17 protein-coding genes and 5 tRNA genes are annotated in these 19,889 nt (G+C 53.9%); 13 read left to right on the top strand and 9 right to left on the bottom strand.

All coding sequences use genetic code 11. The features are described from left to right. The first annotated feature begins 84 nt into the window (after positions 1-84). The 13 genes from alaS to BN2591_RS20925 all read left to right on the top strand — a co-directional run bounded on the left by alaS (position 85) and on the right by BN2591_RS20925 (position 10,414). Entirely contained in the window at positions 85-2,715 is a 2,631-nt protein-coding gene (gene alaS / locus BN2591_RS20860; protein WP_086873704.1) for an alanine--tRNA ligase, read from the top strand. A 238-nt stretch (positions 2,716-2,953) separates the two neighbouring features. Beyond that, a complete protein-coding gene (csrA, locus tag BN2591_RS20865; RefSeq protein ID WP_007370562.1) occupies positions 2,954-3,139 on the top strand; it encodes a carbon storage regulator CsrA in 186 nt (61 codons plus the stop codon). Between the two features lie 339 nt (positions 3,140-3,478). Next, a tRNA-Ser gene (locus BN2591_RS20875) sits at positions 3,479-3,571 on the top strand. Between the two features lie 4 nt (positions 3,572-3,575). After that, a tRNA-Arg gene (locus BN2591_RS20880) sits at positions 3,576-3,652 on the top strand. 62 nt (positions 3,653-3,714) lie between these two features. Continuing rightward, a tRNA-Arg gene (locus tag BN2591_RS20885) sits at positions 3,715-3,791 on the top strand. 62 nt (positions 3,792-3,853) lie between these two features. Then, a tRNA-Arg gene (locus tag BN2591_RS20890) sits at positions 3,854-3,930 on the top strand. 174 nt (positions 3,931-4,104) lie between these two features. Further along, positions 4,105-4,181, top strand: a tRNA-Arg gene (locus tag BN2591_RS20895). Between the two features lie 267 nt (positions 4,182-4,448). Continuing rightward, positions 4,449-5,015 (top strand): fructose-1-phosphate/6-phosphogluconate phosphatase, encoded by a 567-nt coding sequence (yqaB, locus tag BN2591_RS20900; protein WP_086873705.1) that lies wholly within the window; start codon positions 4,449-4,451, stop codon positions 5,013-5,015. Then, positions 5,012-5,440, top strand: coding sequence for a YqaA family protein (locus BN2591_RS20905; RefSeq protein ID WP_086873706.1), 429 nt, complete (start codon positions 5,012-5,014; stop codon positions 5,438-5,440). The genes yqaB and BN2591_RS20905 overlap by 4 nt, the downstream gene beginning before the upstream one ends. 80 nt (positions 5,441-5,520) lie before the next feature. Then, the gene (gshA, locus tag BN2591_RS20910) at positions 5,521-7,065 is read left to right on the top strand and encodes a glutamate--cysteine ligase (RefSeq protein ID WP_086873707.1); all 1,545 of its coding nucleotides are present in this window, start codon (positions 5,521-5,523) and stop codon (positions 7,063-7,065) included. Between the two features lie 152 nt (positions 7,066-7,217). After that, positions 7,218-7,733, top strand: a complete 516-nt coding sequence (gene luxS / locus BN2591_RS20915; protein WP_086873708.1) for an S-ribosylhomocysteine lyase — start codon at positions 7,218-7,220, stop codon at positions 7,731-7,733. Between the two features lie 363 nt (positions 7,734-8,096). Next, on the top strand, positions 8,097-8,381 hold the full coding sequence (locus BN2591_RS20920; RefSeq protein WP_086873709.1) for a hypothetical protein: 285 nt from the start codon (positions 8,097-8,099) through the stop codon (positions 8,379-8,381). Continuing rightward, complete coding sequence (locus BN2591_RS20925) at positions 8,378-10,414, top strand: FKBP-type peptidyl-prolyl cis-trans isomerase N-terminal domain-containing protein (RefSeq protein ID WP_244173041.1); 2,037 nt, start codon at positions 8,378-8,380, stop codon at positions 10,412-10,414. The genes BN2591_RS20920 and BN2591_RS20925 overlap by 4 nt, the downstream gene beginning before the upstream one ends. Positions 10,415-10,465: 51 nt before the next feature. On the opposite strand, the gene emrB is transcribed toward BN2591_RS20925, so the two are convergent. From emrB to proV, 9 genes are all read right to left on the bottom strand, one after another. Then, the gene (gene emrB, locus BN2591_RS20930; protein ID WP_020454913.1) at positions 10,466-12,001 is read right to left on the bottom strand and encodes a multidrug efflux MFS transporter permease subunit EmrB; all 1,536 of its coding nucleotides are present in this window, start codon (positions 11,999-12,001) and stop codon (positions 10,466-10,468) included. Positions 12,002-12,016: 15 nt separating this feature from the next. Then, a complete protein-coding gene (gene emrA, locus BN2591_RS20935) occupies positions 12,017-13,189 on the bottom strand; it encodes a multidrug efflux MFS transporter periplasmic adaptor subunit EmrA (RefSeq protein WP_086873710.1) in 1,173 nt (390 codons plus the stop codon). Positions 13,190-13,311: 122 nt separating this feature from the next. Further along, complete coding sequence (gene mprA / locus BN2591_RS20940; RefSeq protein WP_017459325.1) at positions 13,312-13,842, bottom strand: transcriptional repressor MprA; 531 nt, start codon at positions 13,840-13,842, stop codon at positions 13,312-13,314. Positions 13,843-13,932: 90 nt separating this feature from the next. Then, positions 13,933-14,268 (bottom strand): L-valine transporter subunit YgaH, encoded by a 336-nt coding sequence (gene ygaH, locus BN2591_RS20945; protein ID WP_086873711.1) that lies wholly within the window; start codon positions 14,266-14,268, stop codon positions 13,933-13,935. Then, a complete protein-coding gene (locus BN2591_RS20950) occupies positions 14,258-15,004 on the bottom strand; it encodes an AzlC family ABC transporter permease (RefSeq protein WP_086873869.1) in 747 nt (248 codons plus the stop codon). Before BN2591_RS20950 ends, ygaH begins: the two co-directional genes overlap by 11 nt. Positions 15,005-15,134: 130 nt before the next feature. Further along, positions 15,135-16,319 (bottom strand): MFS transporter, encoded by a 1,185-nt coding sequence (locus BN2591_RS20955; protein WP_086873712.1) that lies wholly within the window; start codon positions 16,317-16,319, stop codon positions 15,135-15,137. A gap of 236 nt (positions 16,320-16,555) precedes the next feature. Continuing rightward, a complete protein-coding gene (proX, locus tag BN2591_RS20960; protein ID WP_065370247.1) occupies positions 16,556-17,557 on the bottom strand; it encodes a glycine betaine/L-proline ABC transporter substrate-binding protein ProX in 1,002 nt (333 codons plus the stop codon). Between the two features lie 59 nt (positions 17,558-17,616). Further along, positions 17,617-18,681, bottom strand: coding sequence for a glycine betaine/L-proline ABC transporter permease ProW (gene proW, locus BN2591_RS20965; RefSeq protein WP_086873713.1), 1,065 nt, complete (start codon positions 18,679-18,681; stop codon positions 17,617-17,619). Next, the gene (gene proV, locus BN2591_RS20970) at positions 18,674-19,876 is read right to left on the bottom strand and encodes a glycine betaine/L-proline ABC transporter ATP-binding protein ProV (protein ID WP_086873714.1); all 1,203 of its coding nucleotides are present in this window, start codon (positions 19,874-19,876) and stop codon (positions 18,674-18,676) included. The genes proW and proV overlap by 8 nt, the downstream gene beginning before the upstream one ends. Between the last annotated feature and the right edge of the window lie 13 nt (positions 19,877-19,889).

Below are 19,889 nucleotides of genomic sequence, written 5' to 3' on the forward strand. Positions count from 1 at the left end.
CCCACTTTTTCCAGTAGCTGGCGCGTTTTCCATGTATGGCAACGGCCGGTTACCACATTTCGTTAGCTTGATTTCAGGATAATTATGAGCAAGAGCACCGCTGAGATCCGTCAGGCGTTTCTCGATTTTTTCCATAGTAAGGGACATCAGGTAGTTGCCAGCAGCTCCCTGGTACCGAATAACGACCCGACTCTGCTGTTTACCAACGCCGGGATGAACCAGTTCAAGGATGTATTCCTTGGGCTCGACAAACGTAATTATTCCCGCGCTACCACAGCACAGCGTTGCGTTCGTGCCGGTGGTAAACACAACGACCTGGAAAACGTCGGTTACACCGCACGTCATCACACCTTCTTTGAGATGCTGGGCAACTTTAGCTTCGGCGACTACTTCAAACATGATGCTATTCAGTACGCATGGGAACTGCTGACCGGTGAGAACTGGTTTAACCTGCCGAAAGAGCGTCTGTGGGTGACGGTATACGAAACGGACGACGAAGCGTACGAAATCTGGGAAAAAGAAGTGGGCGTGCCGCGCGAGCGCATTATCCGTATTGGTGATAATAAAGGCGCGCCGTATGCTTCTGACAACTTCTGGCAGATGGGCGATACCGGTCCGTGCGGCCCCTGCACCGAGATTTTCTACGATCACGGCGACCACATCTGGGGTGGCCCTCCGGGCAGCCCGCAAGAAGACGGCGACCGCTATATCGAAATCTGGAACATCGTCTTTATGCAGTTCAACCGCCAGGCCGATGGCACCATGGAACCGCTGCCGAAGCCGTCCGTGGATACCGGTATGGGCCTGGAGCGTGTTGCCGCGGTGCTGCAACATGTGAATTCCAACTACGAAATCGACCTGTTCACGAAGCTGATTCAGGCGGTGGCAAACGTGACCGGCGCAACCGATTTGGGTAATAAATCCCTGCGCGTTATCGCTGACCACATCCGTTCCTGCGCCTTCCTGATCGCCGATGGTGTCATTCCGTCGAACGAAAACCGTGGCTATGTGCTGCGTCGTATCATTCGTCGTGCGATTCGTCATGGCAACATGCTGGGCGCGAAGGACACCTTCTTCTATAAACTGGTTGGCCCGCTGATTGAGGTGATGGGTTCCGCTGGCGAAGATCTGCAACGCCAGCAGGCTCAGGTTGAGCAGGTTCTGAAAACCGAAGAAGAGCAGTTTGCGCGTACACTGGAGCGTGGTCTGGCGCTGCTGGACGAAGAGCTGGCAAAACTGAAAGGCGACACGCTGGATGGCGAAACCGCTTTCCGCCTGTACGACACGTATGGCTTCCCGGTGGATTTAACCGCCGATGTCTGCCGTGAGCGTAACCTGAAGGTTGACGAAGTGGGCTTTGAAGCCGCGATGGAAGAGCAACGCCGTCGCGCGCGCGAATCCAGCGGTTTCGGCGCAGATTACAACGCGATGATCCGCGTTGATAGCGCTTCAGAATTTAAAGGCTATGACCATCTGGAACTGAACGGCAAAGTCACTGCGCTGTTTGTCGACGGCAAGCCAGTGAATGCAATTGCCGCAGGTCAGGAAGCGGTGGTTGTCCTTGATGAGACGCCGTTCTACGCCGAATCTGGCGGCCAGGTGGGCGACAAAGGCGAACTGAAAGGTAATGGCTTTGCCTTTGTCGTACAGGATACGCAGAAATACGGTCAGGCGATTGGTCATCTCGGTAAGTTGAGTAGCGGTTCGCTGAAGGTCGGCGACGGCGTAAAAGCGGAAGTCGATGAAGCGCGCCGTGCGCGTATTCGTCTGAACCACTCTGCAACACACCTGATGCATGCCGCGTTGCGCGATGTGCTCGGTACGCACGTTGCGCAGAAAGGCTCTCTGGTGAACGACAAAGCGTTGCGCTTTGACTTCTCCCATTTCGAAGCCATGAAGCCATCGGAAATCCGTGCGGTAGAAGATCTGGTGAACGCACAAATTCGCCGTAACTTGCCAATCGAGACCAACATCATGGATCTGGAGGCGGCGAAAGCGAATGGCGCAATGGCGCTGTTTGGCGAGAAATACGAAGATCGCGTGCGCGTGCTGCGTATGGGGGATTTCTCGACTGAACTTTGTGGCGGCACACATGCTTCCCGTACTGGCGATATTGGTCTGTTCCGCATTGTGTCTGAATCCGGCACGGCGGCAGGCGTACGTCGTATCGAGGCCGTTACCGGTGAAGGCGCGATTGCCAGCCTGCATGCGCAGAGTGACCAACTGCATGAGGTCGCGCAGTTGCTGAAAGGGGACAACCAGAACCTTGGCGATAAAGTGCGTACTGTTATTGAACGTACTCGCCAGCTGGAAAAAGAGTTGCAGCAACTGAAAGAGCAGGCGGCAGCGCAGGAGAGCGCTAGCCTGTCTGGTAAAGCTATCGATCTTAACGGCGTAAAACTGCTGGTTAGCGAACTGGCTGGCGTCGAGCCGAAAATGCTGCGTACCATGGTAGATGATCTGAAAAACCAACTGGGTGCTTCAGTGATTGTGCTTGCCACCGTGGCGGAAGGAAAAGTTTCCCTGATTGCGGGTGTGTCGAAGGACGTGACCGACCGTGTGAAAGCAGGGGAATTGATTGGTATGGTTGCCCAGCAGGTCGGGGGTAAAGGTGGCGGACGTCCGGATATGGCGCAAGCCGGTGGTACTGACGCAGCTGCGCTGCCTACCGCTCTCGCCAGTGTAAAAGACTGGGTAAGCGCTAAACTGTCATAATTACAAAGCGAAAGCAGACGCCATAACCTTGCGGTTATGGCGTTGTTGCCACTACGCTATTGATAACGATAAAGTCAGGTTGAAGTCTTGTATATCGGCTAAACTTAGGTTTAACAGAATGTAATGCCGTGACTGCTTACACTTAGGTGTTTGTCATCGCTTACTTTTTGGCGTTATATGATGGATAATGCCGGGATACAGAGAGACCCGACTCTTTTAATCTTTCAAGGAGCAAAGAATGCTGATTCTGACTCGTCGAGTTGGTGAAACCCTCATGATTGGGGATGAGGTCACTGTGACTGTATTAGGGGTTAAGGGTAACCAGGTTCGTATCGGCGTTAACGCCCCTAAAGAAGTTTCCGTTCACCGTGAAGAGATCTACCAGCGTATCCAGGCTGAAAAGTCACAGCAGTCGAACTACTGATGCTATTATCGCGTCTCGCTGTTTCCCGGCGAGACGCAACACCTCCTCCTGATTTTCCCCTCACTACGTTTCCTTTTTATTTCAGACTTGCTGTTTTTCCCTGTTATCCGCATGTTGAGAGGGAATGTCTTTGCCATTTTTCTACAGCGAAACGGCAGAATTTCTGCTGATAAAACATCCTTTTTGGCCTTTTTGCAGGCTAATTGCCTGCGAAGTGTGCAAACGATTCAGGGGCTGGAAAAAGTGTTTGACTTATAAGTCCCAGAAAGTAATATGTGCGCCACGCAGCGACGATGAGCCCTTAACAAGTTCTTCGAAGCACTCGAAAGAGGCGCGTGTGGTGAGGTGGCCGAGAGGCTGAAGGCGCTCCCCTGCTAAGGGAGTATGCGGTCAAAAGCTGCATCCGGGGTTCGAATCCCCGCCTCACCGCCATTTTGCATCCGTAGCTCAGCTGGATAGAGTACTCGGCTACGAACCGAGCGGTCGGAGGTTCGAATCCTCCCGGATGCACCATCTTGCTCAGTGTGGCGAGGTAACGCAGCACTGAATCAGCGTTGTAAAGTAAGTTTTCCGATGCATCCGTAGCTCAGCTGGATAGAGTACTCGGCTACGAACCGAGCGGTCGGAGGTTCGAATCCTCCCGGATGCACCATTCTTGCTCAGTACGCCGATGTTATGCAGACTAAATCTGTGTAGTAAATAGCATTTCCCGATGCATCCGTAGCTCAGCTGGATAGAGTACTCGGCTACGAACCGAGCGGTCGGAGGTTCGAATCCTCCCGGATGCACCATCTTCTTGATACCCTGGCCTATTCATTCTTCAGTTCTGGCAGGCAGCATTGCTGGAATCAGAAGTGACAGCGCTGCTTCAGCGATACTCTGAAGGCGCGGCAAGGCCGGATTATCTCCCCGGGTTTGTTTGGTCATGACGTTCTGAATCTGTGTTGTAAATAGCATTTCCCGATGCATCCGTAGCTCAGCTGGATAGAGTACTCGGCTACGAACCGAGCGGTCGGAGGTTCGAATCCTCCCGGATGCACCATCTTCTGCGATACCCCAGTCGATTTATTCTCTCAGGTTTAGTGCATATTTCTGCTGATACCAGCAAGAATAGCGCTGCCCCGGCAATATCCCGCAAGCTAAGCAAAGCGATTCTCCAGACCGCGTCAATTCCGCAAAACACAAAACGTCATCTTACCGGTTACCCCGCCAAAATCATGCGTAACACTATGCTTCTCACTCGCTGGCAGCGACAAAAATCACTGTTTACGTTAAAGTAACTGTTTGTTATCCGCTTTGTGAGAACATGATGTACGAACGTTACGCTGGTCTGATTTTCGATATGGATGGCACTATTCTTGATACAGAGCCAACTCACCGTAAAGCCTGGCATGAAGTGCTCGGGCGTTATGGGATGCGTTTTGACGAACAGGCGATGATTGGGCTTAACGGCTCTCCAACCTGGCGTATCGCGCAATCCATCATTGAGGCCAACCAGGGCGATCTCGATCCTCATCTGTTGGCTCAGGAAAAAACGGCGGCTGTAAAAGCGATGCTGCTGGATTCTGTTCGTCCATTACCGCTTATCGAGGTGGTGAAAGCGTGGCATGGTCGTCGTCCAATGTCTGTAGGAACGGGCAGCGAAAGCGCGATTGCGGAAGCGCTGCTGGCACACCTTGGGCTGCGGGGGTACTTTGACGCCGTTATCGCAGCCGATCATGTTAAACATCACAAACCCGCGCCTGATACTTTCCTGCTTTGCGCGCAAAGCATGGGAGTGGAACCGACGCAATGCATCGTTTTCGAAGATGCAGATTTTGGGCTTCAGGCGGCGCGTGCAGCCGGTATGGATGTCGTGGACGTACGCTTATTGTGAGCGACACACTGTCGCTGTTATCACTGTTTTCCAGCAGCTTTCTCAGCGCCACGCTGTTGCCTGGCAATTCTGAGGTCGTGCTGGTTGCAATGTTAATTTCTCACGTTAGCCAGCCCTGGCTTCTTGTTGTAATAGCAACAATGGGTAATAGCCTTGGAGGGCTGACTAACGTTATTCTTGGGCGTTTCTTCCCGCAGCGTAAAACATCGCGCTGGCAGGAAAAAGCGACTAACTGGCTTAAACGATACGGCGCGGCAGCGCTGTTATTAAGCTGGGTGCCTGTTATAGGCGACTTACTGTGCCTGCTGGCAGGATGGATGCGCTTGTCGTGGGGGCCGGTAGTAATTTTTTTATGCCTTGGAAAAGCGTTGCGCTATCTGGCGATCGCCTTTGTAACGCTGCAGGGTATGACGTGGTGGCACTAATTGGACTGAGTGAGTGACCTTTAATCGTCAACCATTACAATTATGCTTAATGAAATGATTATGACAGGCGGGAGGTCAATTTGATCCCGGACGTATCACAGGCGCTGTCCTGGCTGGAAAAACATCCTCAAGCTCTGAAGGGGATACAACGCGGTCTTGAGCGTGAAACGCTGCGCGTAAATGCGGATGGCTCTCTGGCAACTACGGGTCATGCGGCTGCGCTTGGCTCAGCACTGACCCATAAATGGATCACCACCGATTTTGCTGAAGCGCTGCTGGAATTTATCACTCCGGTGGATGGCGATATCGATCATATGCTGACCATTATGCGCGATATTCACCGCTACACTGCGCGCCAGATTGGTGACGAACGCATGTGGCCGTTGAGCATGCCGTGCTATATCAAGGATGGCCAGGATATTGAGCTGGCGCAGTATGGCACGTCCAATATTGGTCGTTTGAAAACGCTCTACCGCGAAGGGCTGAAAAATCGCTATGGCGCGCTGATGCAAACCATTTCCGGCGTGCATTACAATTTCTCGCTGCCAATGGCTTTCTGGGAAGCGAAAAGCGGCAGTACGGATAAAGAAGCGGTGTCGGATGGTTATTTTCGCCTCATTCGCAATTACTACCGGTTTGGTTGGGTGATCCCGTATCTGTTTGGCGCTTCACCAGCAATTTGCTCATCCTTCCTGCAAGGGAAACCGACAACGCTGCCGTTTGAGAAAACACCGAACGGTATGTACTACTTGCCGTATGCGACCTCATTACGCCTGAGCGACCTCGGGTACACCAATAAATCGCAAAGTAATCTCGGCATTACCTTCAATAACCTGCACGATTACGTCGTGGCGTTGAAGCGCGCAATCAAAACGCCTTCTGAGGAATACGCCAAAATTGGTCTGAAAAAAGAGGGCAAATACTTACAGATCAACACCAATATTCTGCAGATTGAAAACGAGCTGTATGCGCCTATTCGCCCGAAACGTGTGACCCGTAGTGGCGAAACACCATCGGATGCGTTGCTGCGTGGCGGTATTGAGTACATCGAAGTTCGTTCTCTGGATATCAATCCGTTCACCGCCATTGGCGTTGACGAGCAGCAGGTGCGCTTCCTCGATCTGTTTATGGTCTGGTGTGTGCTGGCCGATGCGCCAGAAATGAGCAGCGATGAATTGCTCTGCACCCGTACGAACTGGAATCGCGTGATTCTGGAAGGGCGTAAACCCGGTTTGACGCTCGGAATGGGCTGTGAAACCGCACAGTTCCCGCTCGCGCAAGTCGGTAAGGATCTGTTTAGCGATCTGAAACGAGTAGCGCAGACGCTGGATGGCGTGTACGGTGGCAGTGAGTACGAAAAAGTGTGCGACCAGTTGGTTGCCAGCTTCGACGATCCGGAATTGACATTCTCTGCGCGCATTCTGCGCTCAATGATTGATAATGGTATTGGCGGCACGGGGAAAGCGCTGGGCGATCAGTACCGTTCGCAGCTGCGTGAAGAGCCACTGGAAATTTTGCTTGAGGAAGATTTTATCGCCGAGCGCAAAGCGTCGCTGGTGCGTCAGGCAGAGGTTGAAGCCGGAGATTCGGAGTCATTCGAGGCGTTACTCGCGCGTCACGCCTGATACAAAAGAAAAAGGCCACATCTCTGTGGCCAAAATTTCATCTCTGAAGATCAGGGATGATGATAACAAATGCGCGTCTTTCATATACTCAGACTCGCACGGGAAAAAAGAGTTCATTTTATTTTTAAAAAATCACTGTCGGAGGTGACTAAATGCCATTATTGGATAGCTTCACTGTCGATCATACCCGTATGGAAGCGCCCGCAGTCCGTGTTGCCAAGACTATGGACACGCCGCACGGCGACACCATTACCGTATTCGACCTGCGTTTCTGCGTACCGAACAAAGAAGTGATGCCGGAAAAAGGTATCCATACGCTGGAGCATCTGTTCGCCGGTTTTATGCGTAACCACCTCAACGGCAACGGCGTTGAGATTATCGATATCTCTCCGATGGGTTGCCGCACCGGTTTCTACATGAGCCTGATCGGTGCGCCGGACGAGCAGCGCGTCGCCGATGCCTGGAAAGCGGCGATGGCAGATGTCCTGAAAGTAAAAGAGCAGAATCAGATCCCGGAACTGAACATCTATCAGTGCGGGACATACCAAATGCACTCTCTGGAAGAAGCGCAAGAGATCGCGCGTCACATCCTCGATCGTGATGTTCGCGTTAACAGCAACGAAGAACTCGCCCTGCCGAAAGAGAAATTGCAGGAACTGCACATCTAGTTTCCCATGCCGCCTTTCTGCCCGGAAGGCGGCATTATTATTTTATCCGCTCCCTTTCGTATTCTATTTATTCATCGGAAATATAGTATTTCATTATTTATAATGAAATTATGATGCGCCAATAATATCCATTAAAGTCACAGGGCTTCTTGTTGTTATTTAAATCACGGCATGATAGTTTTCACCCCTGTTGTTATTTGACGGATATTTCACGTTTAATTTATTTTTTAATTGAATGTAATTCAGTGAAAAATATGCCTGAATGATGAGGATATTATGCGGCGTTCACATTTTTATCTTTTATGTCTCTCCTTCGTTTTACCTTTTACGTTAACGGGTTGTGTTAAATCAACGGTGCCCTCCGTGGTAAAGGATGCGCCGCAGAAACAGCAGGCGCAGCAATGTTACGAGCTTCTGACCGCCTTAAAAGGTCTGGATAATTCTGCATTTGAAACTTACAAACAGCAATTTAATACGATTAATAAAAGCTATGAAGTCTACAAGCGAAATCGACCGATAATTGATAAGAATTCTGCGGAAATAATGAAATCCGAAATTGATAGTAAGATTGAAGTGGTTTGCTCGCGCGTGCGCAGCGCGGTATTCACTAATATGTCCAGTCGCGCAAATGCACTGAAACAGTTATGAGAAAACTACTTTATTCCTCTGCTGTGCTGCTATCGGCTATATCATCCTTAGCCACCAGCGCTGAGCCTGCCTCATTACTCGACCGTCTGAACGATGAGCACATAATATCAGCCGAACCGCAGTCTCCGTTTACGGCTGATCATGGCAGTGCAGGCTCGGTTGCTACGTCTTCATCACATGCTGCTGTTAAACAGCAGGCTGCGCCAAAAAATGCGTCGAGTGAGCAAGAAATCAGGTTACTGAAACGCCAACTCGCGGCGTTACGGCGTGAGGCAGAAGCACTGCGCAAAAAACAGACTACAGCAACGTCCGTACAGCCAAAAAATAACGCAGGCAATGATAACAAACAGCCACCGCCTGTCATTAGCAGTGAAAACAAGCAGCTACAACAACAGCTGCAGGCCAGCGAGAAGCAGCTTGCTGCTGCGAATAGCAAGCGCGAAGAGGCAAATCATTACCTTGATGCTGCCGCGAAAAAGATGAGTGAGCAGGCACTGCGTATTACGACGTTGATACATGAGTTACAACAGCGCAGCGAAGAGAAAACGCAGGCAGAGCAGCAACTGGCGGAGGCGAAAAAGCAGGGGGCGGAGCTCAGCGCGAAGCTGCAACAGGCGGCAGCAAAAACCGCCGAACAGGAAAAACTGCTTGCCGATGCGAACAAAAAGCGCGGCGAGGTAACCAGCCAGCTCACAGCCGCGAAAAAAGAGAGTAGTGGGCAGGCGTCGTACATCGCCACGCTGGAAGCATCGCTGAAACAGCGCAGCGAAGAAAAATCGCAGGCAGAACAGCAACTGGCTGAGGCGAAAAAGCAGGGTGCCGAACTCAGCGCGAAGCTGCAACAGGCGACCTCGAAAACCGCCGAACAGGAAAAATTGCTTGCCGATGCGAATAAAAAGCGCGACGAGATAACCAGCCAGCTTGCTGCCACCACCAAACAAGCAGCAGATCAGGCATCGTACATCGCCACGCTGGAAGCATCGCTGAAACAGCGGAGCGAAGAGAAAACGCAGGCAGAACAGCAACTGGCGGAGGCGAAAAAGCAGGGGGCGGAGCTCAGCGCGAAGCTGCAACAGGCAGCCACGAAAACCACAGAACAGGAAAAACTGCTTGCCGATGCGAACAAAAAGCGCGACGAGGCAACCAGCCAGCTCGCAACCGTCGCGAAACGAGCCACAGATCAGCAAAACCAGCTTGCTGACGCGAACAAAAAGCGCGACGAGGTAACCAGCCAGCTCGCTGCCGCCACCAAACAAGCAGCAGATCAGGCAGCGCATATCGCCGCGCTGGAAGCGAAATTAAAACAGAGCGGCGAAGAGAAGGCGCAAATGGAACAGCAACTCGCTGCTGCGAAGCGTGCGCCAACTGCGGCGGAAAAGGGGGCGAGTAAAGCGAATTCACCGGCATTCTCGCTGGCAGCGGATAAGTCCGAACTTGCGCGCGTGAACTATGCCTGGGGCGTCTGGTTTGCGGCAAAAGTGCAGCTTGAAAGCGAAATGCTGAAAGAGATTGGGCAACAATTTAAGCCGCAGGCTTTTCTGCAAGGCTTGCAGGATAAATTTGCAGGCAGCCTGCAAATGCCGAATGCCGATCTTGAAAAGGTCCTCAGTACTCTCAACAAGCAGGTAGACGATGCGCGGCAACGTGAAATAACCCGGAACAAGAAGCAAGGGCAGCAGTTGCTGGCCGACGCGGCGAAACTAAAGGGCGCGGTGCGGGCGGATAACGGCGTGGTCTATTTGGTTGAAAAACGTGGGCCGGGTGCCGCTATTGGCGATAGCGATGTCATTCGTTTCAAAGTGGATGAAAAGGTCAGCTCCGGGCAGGTTCTCGCACAGAACGAAGTCAACACCGCGCGCGTGAGCGAGCTGCCGATGGTGATGCGTGCTGGCGTAAAAAAACTGGTCGTGGGCGGCAGAGTGAAGATTTATGTTCCCACCGAATTGGCTTACGGCGAGGAAGGTATACCTGGCGCGGTACCGCCCGGCGTGACTTCCGTGATGACGCTGGAAGTCCTCGGTATTGAGAAGTAAAACAAGCCATTAAAAAAATCGCCTCCTGATGGAGGCGATTTGCTTTTCAGGTTAATGCGCGCCACCGCCGCCGCCGCCCGCACCAAAGGGCGGTTTGGCAAACCACACCAGCCCCAGCAAGATCAGGAACACCCCCGCAGAGAACCAGAAAATCTCATTAGCGGAGATAATCAGCCCCTGGTTGGTTATCTGCTGTGCTATCCAGCCGGAAGCCTGTTGCTGCGACATGCCCATTCCCTGCAACTGGTTATAGATCTCCTGCGAGTTCGGGTTGTACGGGTTGACCGACTCCGTAAGCTGTGCATGGTGCATCGATTCCCGGTTCGTCCACAGCGTCGTGGTGATCGAGGTCCCGATGGAGCCCGCCAGCGTACGCGCGAAGTTCGACAGGCTCGACGCCGCCGCCAGTCGCTCTGGTGGCAAACCGGAAAGGGTGATGGTCGTCAGCGGCATAAAGAAGCACGCCACCGCGAAACCCTGAATGAACTGCGGCCACGCCGAAGCGCCAAAATCCATGCCCGGCTCGAAGGTATAGGCGCGCCAGTAGAAGCACACCGCGTACATGATAAAGCTGAACGTCACCAGACGGCGCATATCCAGCTTATGTGCGAAGCGGCCAATAATTGGCGACAGCAGTACCGGGATCACGCCAACCGGCGCGGAAGCCAGCCCCGCCCAGGTCGCGGTGTAGCCATACACTTCCTGCAACAACTGCGGTAACAATACAATCGCGCCGAAATAGAGCATATAGGCAAGGCTGATACACAAGCAGCCGATGGTAAAGTTGCGCGACTTAAACAGCGACAGATCGACAATCGGGTTATCGTCAGTCAACTCCCACACCACCAGGAAGCTTATCGACACCACGGCGACAATCGTCAGCACGATGATCTCCGTCGAGTTAAACCAGTCGAGCTCTTTACCCTGGTCGAGCATCACTTGCAGGCTACCGATACCGACGATCAGCAGCGCCAGACCCACACCGTCAATGCGCCGCTGCTCGGTACGCGTTTCGCGCCCACGCAGGCTTTGCAAGGTCAGCAACACCACCAGCGCACCGATTGGTACGTTGATAAAGAAGATCCAACCCCAGTGGTAGTTATCGCTGATATAACCGCCGAGGATCGGCCCGCAAATGGGGGCGACGATCACCGTCATTGACCACAGCGCCAGCGCGATAGAACGCTTGGCAGGCGGATAGTTGCTAAGCAACAAACTCTGCGACAGCGGGATCAGCGGCCCTGCGACAATCCCCTGGATCACGCGAAAGAAAATAAGCATCCCCAGGCTGCTGGAGACGCCGCATGCCCAGGAGGCGATAGCGAAGGCGACGGTAGACCAGAGAAACAGCTTCACTTCCCCAACGCGTTTCGCCAGCCAGCCAGTGATCGGAATCGAGATGGCGTTCGCCACCCCGAACGAGGTGATCACCCAGGTCCCCTGGCTCAGCGAGGAGCCAAGGTTACCGGCAATAGTCGGAATAGCAACGTTAGCGATGGTCGAGTCCAGCACCTGCATGAAGGTCGCAAGCGACAACGCAATGGTCATAATGACCAGCTGCGCGCCTTCCAGCGGTTTCTGTTGCATTGCACTCACCTCAGATTAACCGGCGTTGGCTTTCACGATGTTTTCGATCAACGTGTTGACCGGCTCAAGGCTGATTTCCCGGGCGTTGCTTTCATAAGCCGGGCTGGTGCGCACCTGGCTTGCCAGCACCTGACCTTCGCGATCGGCGGTATCCACTTTCACCAGCGTGGAAAGGCCAATACGCAGCGGATGATCGGCGAGCTGTTTTGCATCCAGCTCAATACGTACCGGCAGACGCTGAACCACTTTGATCCAGTTACCGGTGGCGTTTTGCGCGGGCAGCAGCGAGAACGCACTGCCGGTGCCCATATCCAGACCGACCACTTTACCGGTGTACTTCACTTCATCACCGTAAATGTCGCTGATGATGGTGGCATTCTGGCCAATGCGCATATGCGCAAGCTGCGTCTCTTTAAAGTTGGCATCCACCCACAGGTTGCTGGCCGGAACTACTGCCATCAGCGGTGTTGAGGTGGTGATCTGCGCGCCAGGCTGCACGGCGCGGCGAGAAACGTAGCCGGTAATCGGGCTAACAATTTTCGTGCGTTGCAGCGCCAGCCAGCTATTGCGGACTTCCGTTGCCGCCTGTTTGACTGCCGGTTGATCTTCCAGCGGCGTATCCAGCACGATGGCCTGGTTAGCGTTGTACTGCTGAATGGCGACATCCAGCTCTGCTTGTGCGCTGGCCACGGCGTCACGGGCGTGTTGCAGCTCTTCGCGACCAATCAGGTTGGCACTGCCGAGCGGCACGCGGCGGTTAAAATCGCTCTGCGCCTGGGCGAGGGCGGTTTTTTTCAGCTCAATGCTCGCCTGCAACTGTTTGCTGTTGATGATTGACTGGCGGGTCTGGCGAACGCTGCTTGCCAGCGTGGTTTGTGCTTTTTCAAACGCCTGTTGCGCATCTGTCGCGTCCAGCGTGACCAGCACATCGCCCTGTTTAACGAAATCGGTGTTATCGGCCCAGACTTTCGTCACGCTGCCAGACACCTGCGCCATGATTTGCACCTGGTTCCCTGCCACGTACGCGTCATCGGTTTCCTCGAAGTGACGCAGTACCAAAAACCAATAAATCCCGTATGCCACGGCAATAACAATAAAGAGCAAGGTCAGCAGAAGAAGGGTACTTTTACGTTTGCCTTTCTTTTTGACCGGTTGCTGCGGGGTTTGACTCTCCGCATTTGCGCTCATGCTTTTCTCCACGATCTTCTTATTTTCATCCCGGCAACCGCCGGCCTGTTTTTGCCAAAAAAGCCAGTAGATACTGGCTCTTCAGTATTTTTATATCCTGGATATTCGAGCGTCTTATCGCGTTAGCGCAACGCCTCGAGAATGACATCGTCCTCTTCCATCTGGTCGAGACGCGTCAGGAGTTTTCGGGTGATATGCTCAAGCTGATCTTTTTCGCTAACGCTTAGCGAAGACCAGAGTTGATGCAGGCAGTTATGCTGCGGGGGCAGAACCTGGCGCAGGAACTCATGACCTTTATCGGTCAACTGCAGGTGCAGACAGCGGCGATCGTTATCGCTTTCGCGACGCTCAATCCAGCCGCGCTTTTCCAGCTCATCGGCAATGCGTGTCGCATTGGTACGGGATGATCCCAGCGCGCTACTCAGCTCAGAAGGCTGAATACTGTGATTTTCCTGAGATTCCAGGGTAATCAGCGCCATAAACAACGTCTCGTTAATGCCCTGCGCTTTCAGCATCTTATTGCGGTTTTCCAGCAGCTTGCCTTGCATATGCATACACAGGCGGGTTAACAGAATTTCCTGGAACGGGAAATCTTCATAGCGGCTGGCGCGAAACTTAAGCATTTGTTCAATGGGCGTAAACGAACTATCCATTTGGGTATAACCTCATTAATTGCAGTCGATATAGTAACGACAGTGACAAATAAAGTAAATGTATTATTTGTAGTAATAAATTTGCCTTATCTATGCTTCTGTCAGGAGTTTCCAGACGATTCCGTACGCGAAAGCGCTCAGTAGCGTGGGGAGAATAATGCTGCGTGTTTTCCAGAAGCTGACACCGAGCACCGCGAAACCGGCAAGTGTTGGCAGCAGACGGCGGCTGTCGGCGGCAATTTCCGGCACGCAGGAAACCACAAGCAGTGCGCAGATAGAGGCGATGCCAATGGTGTCTAAAAACACACCGCTCACGCCGCGTTTCGTCGGGCGTGACTGTCCGGCGCGGATACGCAACGGCAGATAACGGAAAAGAAAATTGACGCAGCCCACCAGCAGGCCGAGCAGCAGCACCTCATTGCGCATCCGGTGCTCCTTGATAAAACGCCTGAACCAGCGCGGCCAGGCAGCCAGCGAAAATCCCGGCCAGAATTGCGGCAGGAATGGAAAACAGCGTGACGCCCGCCAGCGCGCCAAGCAGCGCCGCCGAGACAGCACTTATCTGGCGACGCTGGAATGAGGCGAGCAGAAAACTCATAAACAGCGCGGGCAACATAAACCCTAACGCCGATTCCACCGCCGGATACCCTTCCAGCAGTCCGTCGCCGGAAAACGCACCCAGCACCGTGCCCGCCACCCATGAAAGCCAGGAAAATAAGGCGATGCCGATCATCCAGTTTTCGCTCCAGCGGCGGTTATCACGCACCAGTTTCGCCGTGGCGGCGGCAAATACCTCATCCGTCAGACCAAAAGCCCAGGCGGCAGTTTTGCGGTTTTTGAGCGGTTGCAGAATACGACTGCGCAGCGACGGGCCATACAGTACGTGGCGAACATCCATGGCCATCACGGTCAGCGCGGCAACCCATAATGCGCTACCCGCGGCAAGCATGGTGGTAATGACGAACTGGCTGGCGCCCGCATAAATAATGCAGGAGAAGAAAACGCTTTCGAGTGGGGTAAAACCAAGTTTGGTGGCATTCATGCCAAAGGCAAACGCAACGGGGACGTAGCTCAAAACGATGGGAAGGCTGTCTTTGATACCTTCCAGAAATGTCGCGCTCTGGTCAGACGTACTCTTTGTTGCGGTTGCAGAACTATCCATATCCATAATGTTTGTTATATATCACCCACGTTAATATAACCGGGATAAACAAGTCCCATAACCTTAACAGACTGAGGGACTCGTTAACACCCCGGTGTTCCTCCGAAACGTGCAAACGTGGGGGAGTTGTTTACATTGCCGCCTCCTGACGGTGAAATCCTCGCCACCAAACCAGCAGATTCAGCAGCGCCAGAACGCTACCCGCCAGGCAAACCCCTGTCCAGCCTGCGTGTTGCCAGGCGGAAGCGGAGATGAGCGAGCCTGCCGCGCCGCCAATAAAATAGCTGGTCATATAGCCTGCGGTCAGACGGTTTCGCGCATCAGGTTTCACGCGATAGATAACCGTCTGGTTGGTGATATGCACCCCCTGCACGGTGAGATCCAGCACGATAATGCCAATGACCAGGGCGATAACCGAGCTGTGTCCAAGCCAGATAGCCACCCAGGAGAGCAGCAACAGAATCAGACCGCCGGTGGTGGTGAGATGGGAGTGACCCCGATCCGCCAGACCACCGGCCTGCCGCGCGCCGAGTGCGCCTGCGGCGCCCACCAGGCCGAACAGGCCGATCGTCGCCTCGGAGAACTGAAATGGCGGTGAGGCCAGCAGGAACGCCATTGACGTCCACAAAATGCTGAAGTTCGCAAAGCTCAGGCAGCCAAGCATTGCCCGGGTACGTAACAGTTTATCTCTCGCGAACAGAGCAAATACCGAACCCAGCAGTTGCAGATAATTAAGGTGATTCTCTTGCTTGATTTTCGGCAGCCCGCGCCACAGCGCCAGCGCCATCAGCACCATTAACACGCTGGCGACCCAGTAAACCGTGCGCCAGCCGCCGAGGCTTGCCAGTAATCCGGCAACGGTACGCGCCAGCAAAATGCCGAGCAGCAGACCGCTCATGATCGTGCCCACCACTTTGCCGCGTTTGTCCGGCGTTGCCAGCGTGGCGGCCAGCGGGACGAGAATTTGCGCCACCACGGAAAACAGCCCGGTCAGCGCGGTACCGAGGATCATCAGCCCGAGTGACGAACTACTGGCGGTGATCAGCATGCCGCCTGCCGACAACAGCGTCATCAGCACTATCAGCGCACGTCGTTCGAACATATCGCCAAGCGGCACAAGAAATAACAGCCCGGCGGCGTAGCCAAGCTGGGCGGCGGTAACAATAAATCCGGCCTGGTTGGGCGTGAGCGAAAAGGCGTGGGCGATGGTATCGAGGAGCGGTTGCGCATAGTAGTTGCTGGCGACGGCGAGGCCGGTAGCAACGGACATCAGCGCAATCAGCGCCGGGCTAAGGCCCTGGTTCGGTGTAGTCATTGGCGTTGTCAGTCAGGTATGTTTTTTCCAGACACTCATGATAGCCAATAGATTGAAATGTGTGAGGAAGTTCGCGTGTCGGAACGTGCGGTTGCGTAACCTGCCAGGCGAACAGGCGAACAGGCGAACAGGCGAACAGGCGAACAGGCGAACAGGCGAACAGGCGAGCGCTGAATAAGCAAAAGCGCCATCCGGCACGAAACCGGTGGCGCTGGTGAAAAGGTGACTGCGACAGGTTATTTCTGCGCGGCAAGAGCCTCTTTGATCCAGCCGTCAAACTGCTGCTGGTGCGCTTTGATCCAGCCGTCAACATGACCCTGAATATCCGCTTCAGACGATTTGCCCGCATGCATCATGGCGTTTTCGGCATTGATATCGGCCAGCGGCAGTTTCATCACTGCGAACAGTTTCGCCGCCGCCGGGTTTTTCTCGGCCCAGGCTTTGTTGGCAACAATATGCATGGTGTTTACCGGGAACCCGTAGTTCATGCCGTTTGGCAGTTTAGTGTCGATATCTTTCTGCTCTCCCGGCAGGGAAGAGAATGGAACCTGCAGCCAGACCACATCTTTACCCGGTTTCAGCACGTCGCTTACCCAGTATGGCGTCCAGGTGTAGTAGAGCACCGGTTTGCCTTCTTTGAAGCGGGTAATGGTATCGGCCATCATCGCCGAATAATTTCCGTGGCTGACGGTGACGGTGTTTTCCAGACCATATGCCTGATGCTGGTGGTTAATCACCGCTTCGCATCCCCAGCCCGGTGAGCAACCCATCATGTCGGCTTTGCCGTCGCCGTTCCCGTCAAACAGTTTGGCGATTTTCGGATCTTTTAGCTGCTCAATGTTAGTGATGTGATATTTCTCGGCGGTTTTCTTATCGATCAAGTAACCCTGCGCCGCACCGGTGACATAAGTGCCTTCACGGTAGAATTTTTTGTCGCCCCCGGCAGCGGCATACATGTCGTCATGCAGCGGTTGCCAGTTGACGGCGGTGAATGTCACATCGCCCGCCGCCATTGAGGTGTAACCGACGTTGTAATCCACTTCGTCCGGGGTATTCACGGTATAGCCGAGTTTTTCAAGAGCGCGGCTCACCAGCAATGTCTGGAAGCTCTCTTCGGCGATAGTGCTTTGAAAAGGCTTCACGGTGATGCCTTTGCCTGGCAGTTCTGCGTCCGCAGCAAATGCACTGGTAGAGACAAGGGTGGCAAACGCTGTGGCAAAAAGTACGCTATGTCGCATCGTTGTTCCTTATTGTTCAGGTGGGATACTGCTACCCGGCGAGGTTGCCGGGCGACAGATTATTTAGCGAAAGGGCGGGTCAGCAGACCCAGCGGGCCGGTTTGATACCAGCGACGATTACCGCGGCTGCGGGAATCGCGACCGACAGCCTGCGTCAGGCGGTCGAGAATGATGGCGAGGATAACAATCCCCACGCCGCCCACGGTGGCAAGCCCCATATCAAGACGACCAATACCGCGCAGTACCATCTGGCCAAGCCCGCCAACGGCGATCATCGAGGCGATCACTACCATGGAGAGGGCAAGCATCAACGTCTGGTTAATTCCCGCCATAATGGTGGGCATGGCCAGCGGTAACTGTACTTTGAACAACATCTGGCGCGGGCTGGCGCCAAATGAGCGTGAGGCTTCAATCAAATCGGCCGGCACCTGGTTAATGCCGAGAATGGTCAGACGCACCACCGGCGGCAGGGCGAAGATAATCGTCACCACTACACCCGGCACGTTGCCGATACCAAACAGCATCACAATCGGCACCAGGTAGACAAACGCGGGGGTGGTCTGCATCGCATCCAGTAACGGGCGAACGATTTTCGCCGCGCGCTGGCTGCGTGCCAGCCAAATCCCCATTGGCAAGCCGATCACCACGCAAAACAGCAGGGCGGTCAGCACCAGCGCTAATGTCACCATCGCCTGCGACCAGGCACCGATAGCGCCAATAGCAATCAGTGATACCAGCGTGGCAACGCCCATTCCGGCGCTGCTCATCTGCCAGGCGATTAGCGAGAAAAGCATAATCGCTACCGGTGCGGGCATACCCAGCAGCATTTGCTGGAACGCACTGAGGATGTAATCCACCGGCACGCGAATACCCTGAAACAGCGGGCGGAAGTGCATCACCACCCAGTCGATCGCCTGCGTCACCCAGCTATCGAGCGGGATCAGCGTCTTATGGAACGGATCCATAATATTGAAGTGTTCCGGCGCGGGTGCCGGCGCGCTGTGCAGCCAGTCTGCGCTGCCGCCATCGGCTGGTGCGCTACTGCCGCCGCCCCAGGCATCCGCCGACTGCGCGGCGTTGTCGGTTGCTGGTGCGCTATCCCACGGGTTGTTTTGATCAGCCATTGTTTGCCCCCTCGCGATCTAAAGCTTGCAGCAGCATCCGTTTGGAGATGATGCCCACATACTGTTGCTCTTCACCCACCACTGGCACGGCGCAGGGCGCTTGCCCAACGTGGGAGAGCAGCTCGCTGAGCGGCGTTTCGGCATCCACTGCAAGCGGGGAGTCGATTAACGCCGCCTCGATCCCCTGGCTTTGACCGAGCGCCTCTTTCAGGGAGTCGATGGAGACAACGCCGACAAATTTATTGCCGCGTTCAATCACGTAACCGAATTCACGGTCTTCATCCTGCAACAATTTCAACGCCGAACGCGGGCCGAAGCCGGGCGTTTTGCGAATTAGCCCGACAGGCGTTCGACGCGCAATATCTTTGGCGCTAAATACCTGACTAATATCGACGCCGCGGAAGAAAGTACGCACATAATCATTAGCCGGATTATTCAATATTTCATCCGGCGTGCCGACCTGCACCACTTCGCCGTTTTGCATAATGGCAATCCTGTCGCCAATACGCATGGCTTCATCGAGATCGTGGGAAATAAATACAATGGTGCGCTGGTGTTTGGCCTGAAGTTTTACCAGTTCATCCTGCATCTCGGTGCGAATTAATGGATCGAGCGCGGAGAAGGCTTCATCCATTAATAAGATATCGGGGTTGATGGCTAATGCGCGCGCCAGACCAACACGCTGACGCATACCGCCAGAGAGTTCATCCGGATAACTGTGCGCATAATTCTCCAGCCCAACCTGACGCAGCGCATCCAGCGCTTTTTCCTGGCGTTCTTGCGCCGGAATACCGGCTAACTCCATGCCAAAGGCGGCATTATCCAGCACCGTCATATGGGGCATTAATGCAAATGACTGGAAGACCATCGCAATCTTTTTCCTGCGCACCTCGCGTAATTCGGCGTCTGATATTTTGGCGATATCCACGCCGTCAATCAGCACCTGTCCACGGGTGGGTTCAATCAGGCGATTGAGAAGGCGTACCATAGTGGATTTACCCGATCCGGATAACCCCATGATGACAAATATCTCGCCTTCTTCAATGGCCAGACTGGCGTCTTTCACGCCAAGCGACAGACCCGTTTTTTCCAGTATTTGCTCTTTCGAAAGTCCTTTTTCAATATATTTGAAAGCCCGCTGTGGATGCTCGCCAAATATCTTATATAGGTTTTTAACTTCTAATTTAATTGCCATGCAATAATAGAGT

The organism is Kosakonia pseudosacchari (assembly GCF_900184035.1).
Lineage (GTDB): Bacteria > Pseudomonadota > Gammaproteobacteria > Enterobacterales > Enterobacteriaceae > Kosakonia > Kosakonia pseudosacchari.

Coding starts and splice junctions, on each gene's coding strand:
- proV (WP_086873714.1), bottom strand. CDS start 19,876: ATGGCAATTAAATTAGAAGTTAAAAACCTATATAAGATATTTGGCGAG.
- BN2591_RS20950 (WP_086873869.1), bottom strand. CDS start 15,004: ATGGATAGTTCTGCAACCGCAACAAAGAGTACGTCTGACCAGAGCGCG.
- alaS (WP_086873704.1), top strand. CDS start 85: ATGAGCAAGAGCACCGCTGAGATCCGTCAGGCGTTTCTCGATTTTTTC.
- emrA (WP_086873710.1), bottom strand. CDS start 13,189: ATGAGCGCAAATGCGGAGAGTCAAACCCCGCAGCAACCGGTCAAAAAG.
- proX (WP_065370247.1), bottom strand. CDS start 17,557: ATGCGACATAGCGTACTTTTTGCCACAGCGTTTGCCACCCTTGTCTCT.
- BN2591_RS20925 (WP_244173041.1), top strand. CDS start 8,378: ATGAGAAAACTACTTTATTCCTCTGCTGTGCTGCTATCGGCTATATCA.
- csrA (WP_007370562.1), top strand. CDS start 2,954: ATGCTGATTCTGACTCGTCGAGTTGGTGAAACCCTCATGATTGGGGAT.
- luxS (WP_086873708.1), top strand. CDS start 7,218: ATGCCATTATTGGATAGCTTCACTGTCGATCATACCCGTATGGAAGCG.
- emrB (WP_020454913.1), bottom strand. CDS start 12,001: ATGCAACAGAAACCGCTGGAAGGCGCGCAGCTGGTCATTATGACCATT.
- ygaH (WP_086873711.1), bottom strand. CDS start 14,268: ATGCGCAATGAGGTGCTGCTGCTCGGCCTGCTGGTGGGCTGCGTCAAT.
- mprA (WP_017459325.1), bottom strand. CDS start 13,842: ATGGATAGTTCGTTTACGCCCATTGAACAAATGCTTAAGTTTCGCGCC.
- proW (WP_086873713.1), bottom strand. CDS start 18,681: ATGGCTGATCAAAACAACCCGTGGGATAGCGCACCAGCAACCGACAAC.
- BN2591_RS20955 (WP_086873712.1), bottom strand. CDS start 16,319: ATGACTACACCGAACCAGGGCCTTAGCCCGGCGCTGATTGCGCTGATG.
- yqaB (WP_086873705.1), top strand. CDS start 4,449: ATGTACGAACGTTACGCTGGTCTGATTTTCGATATGGATGGCACTATT.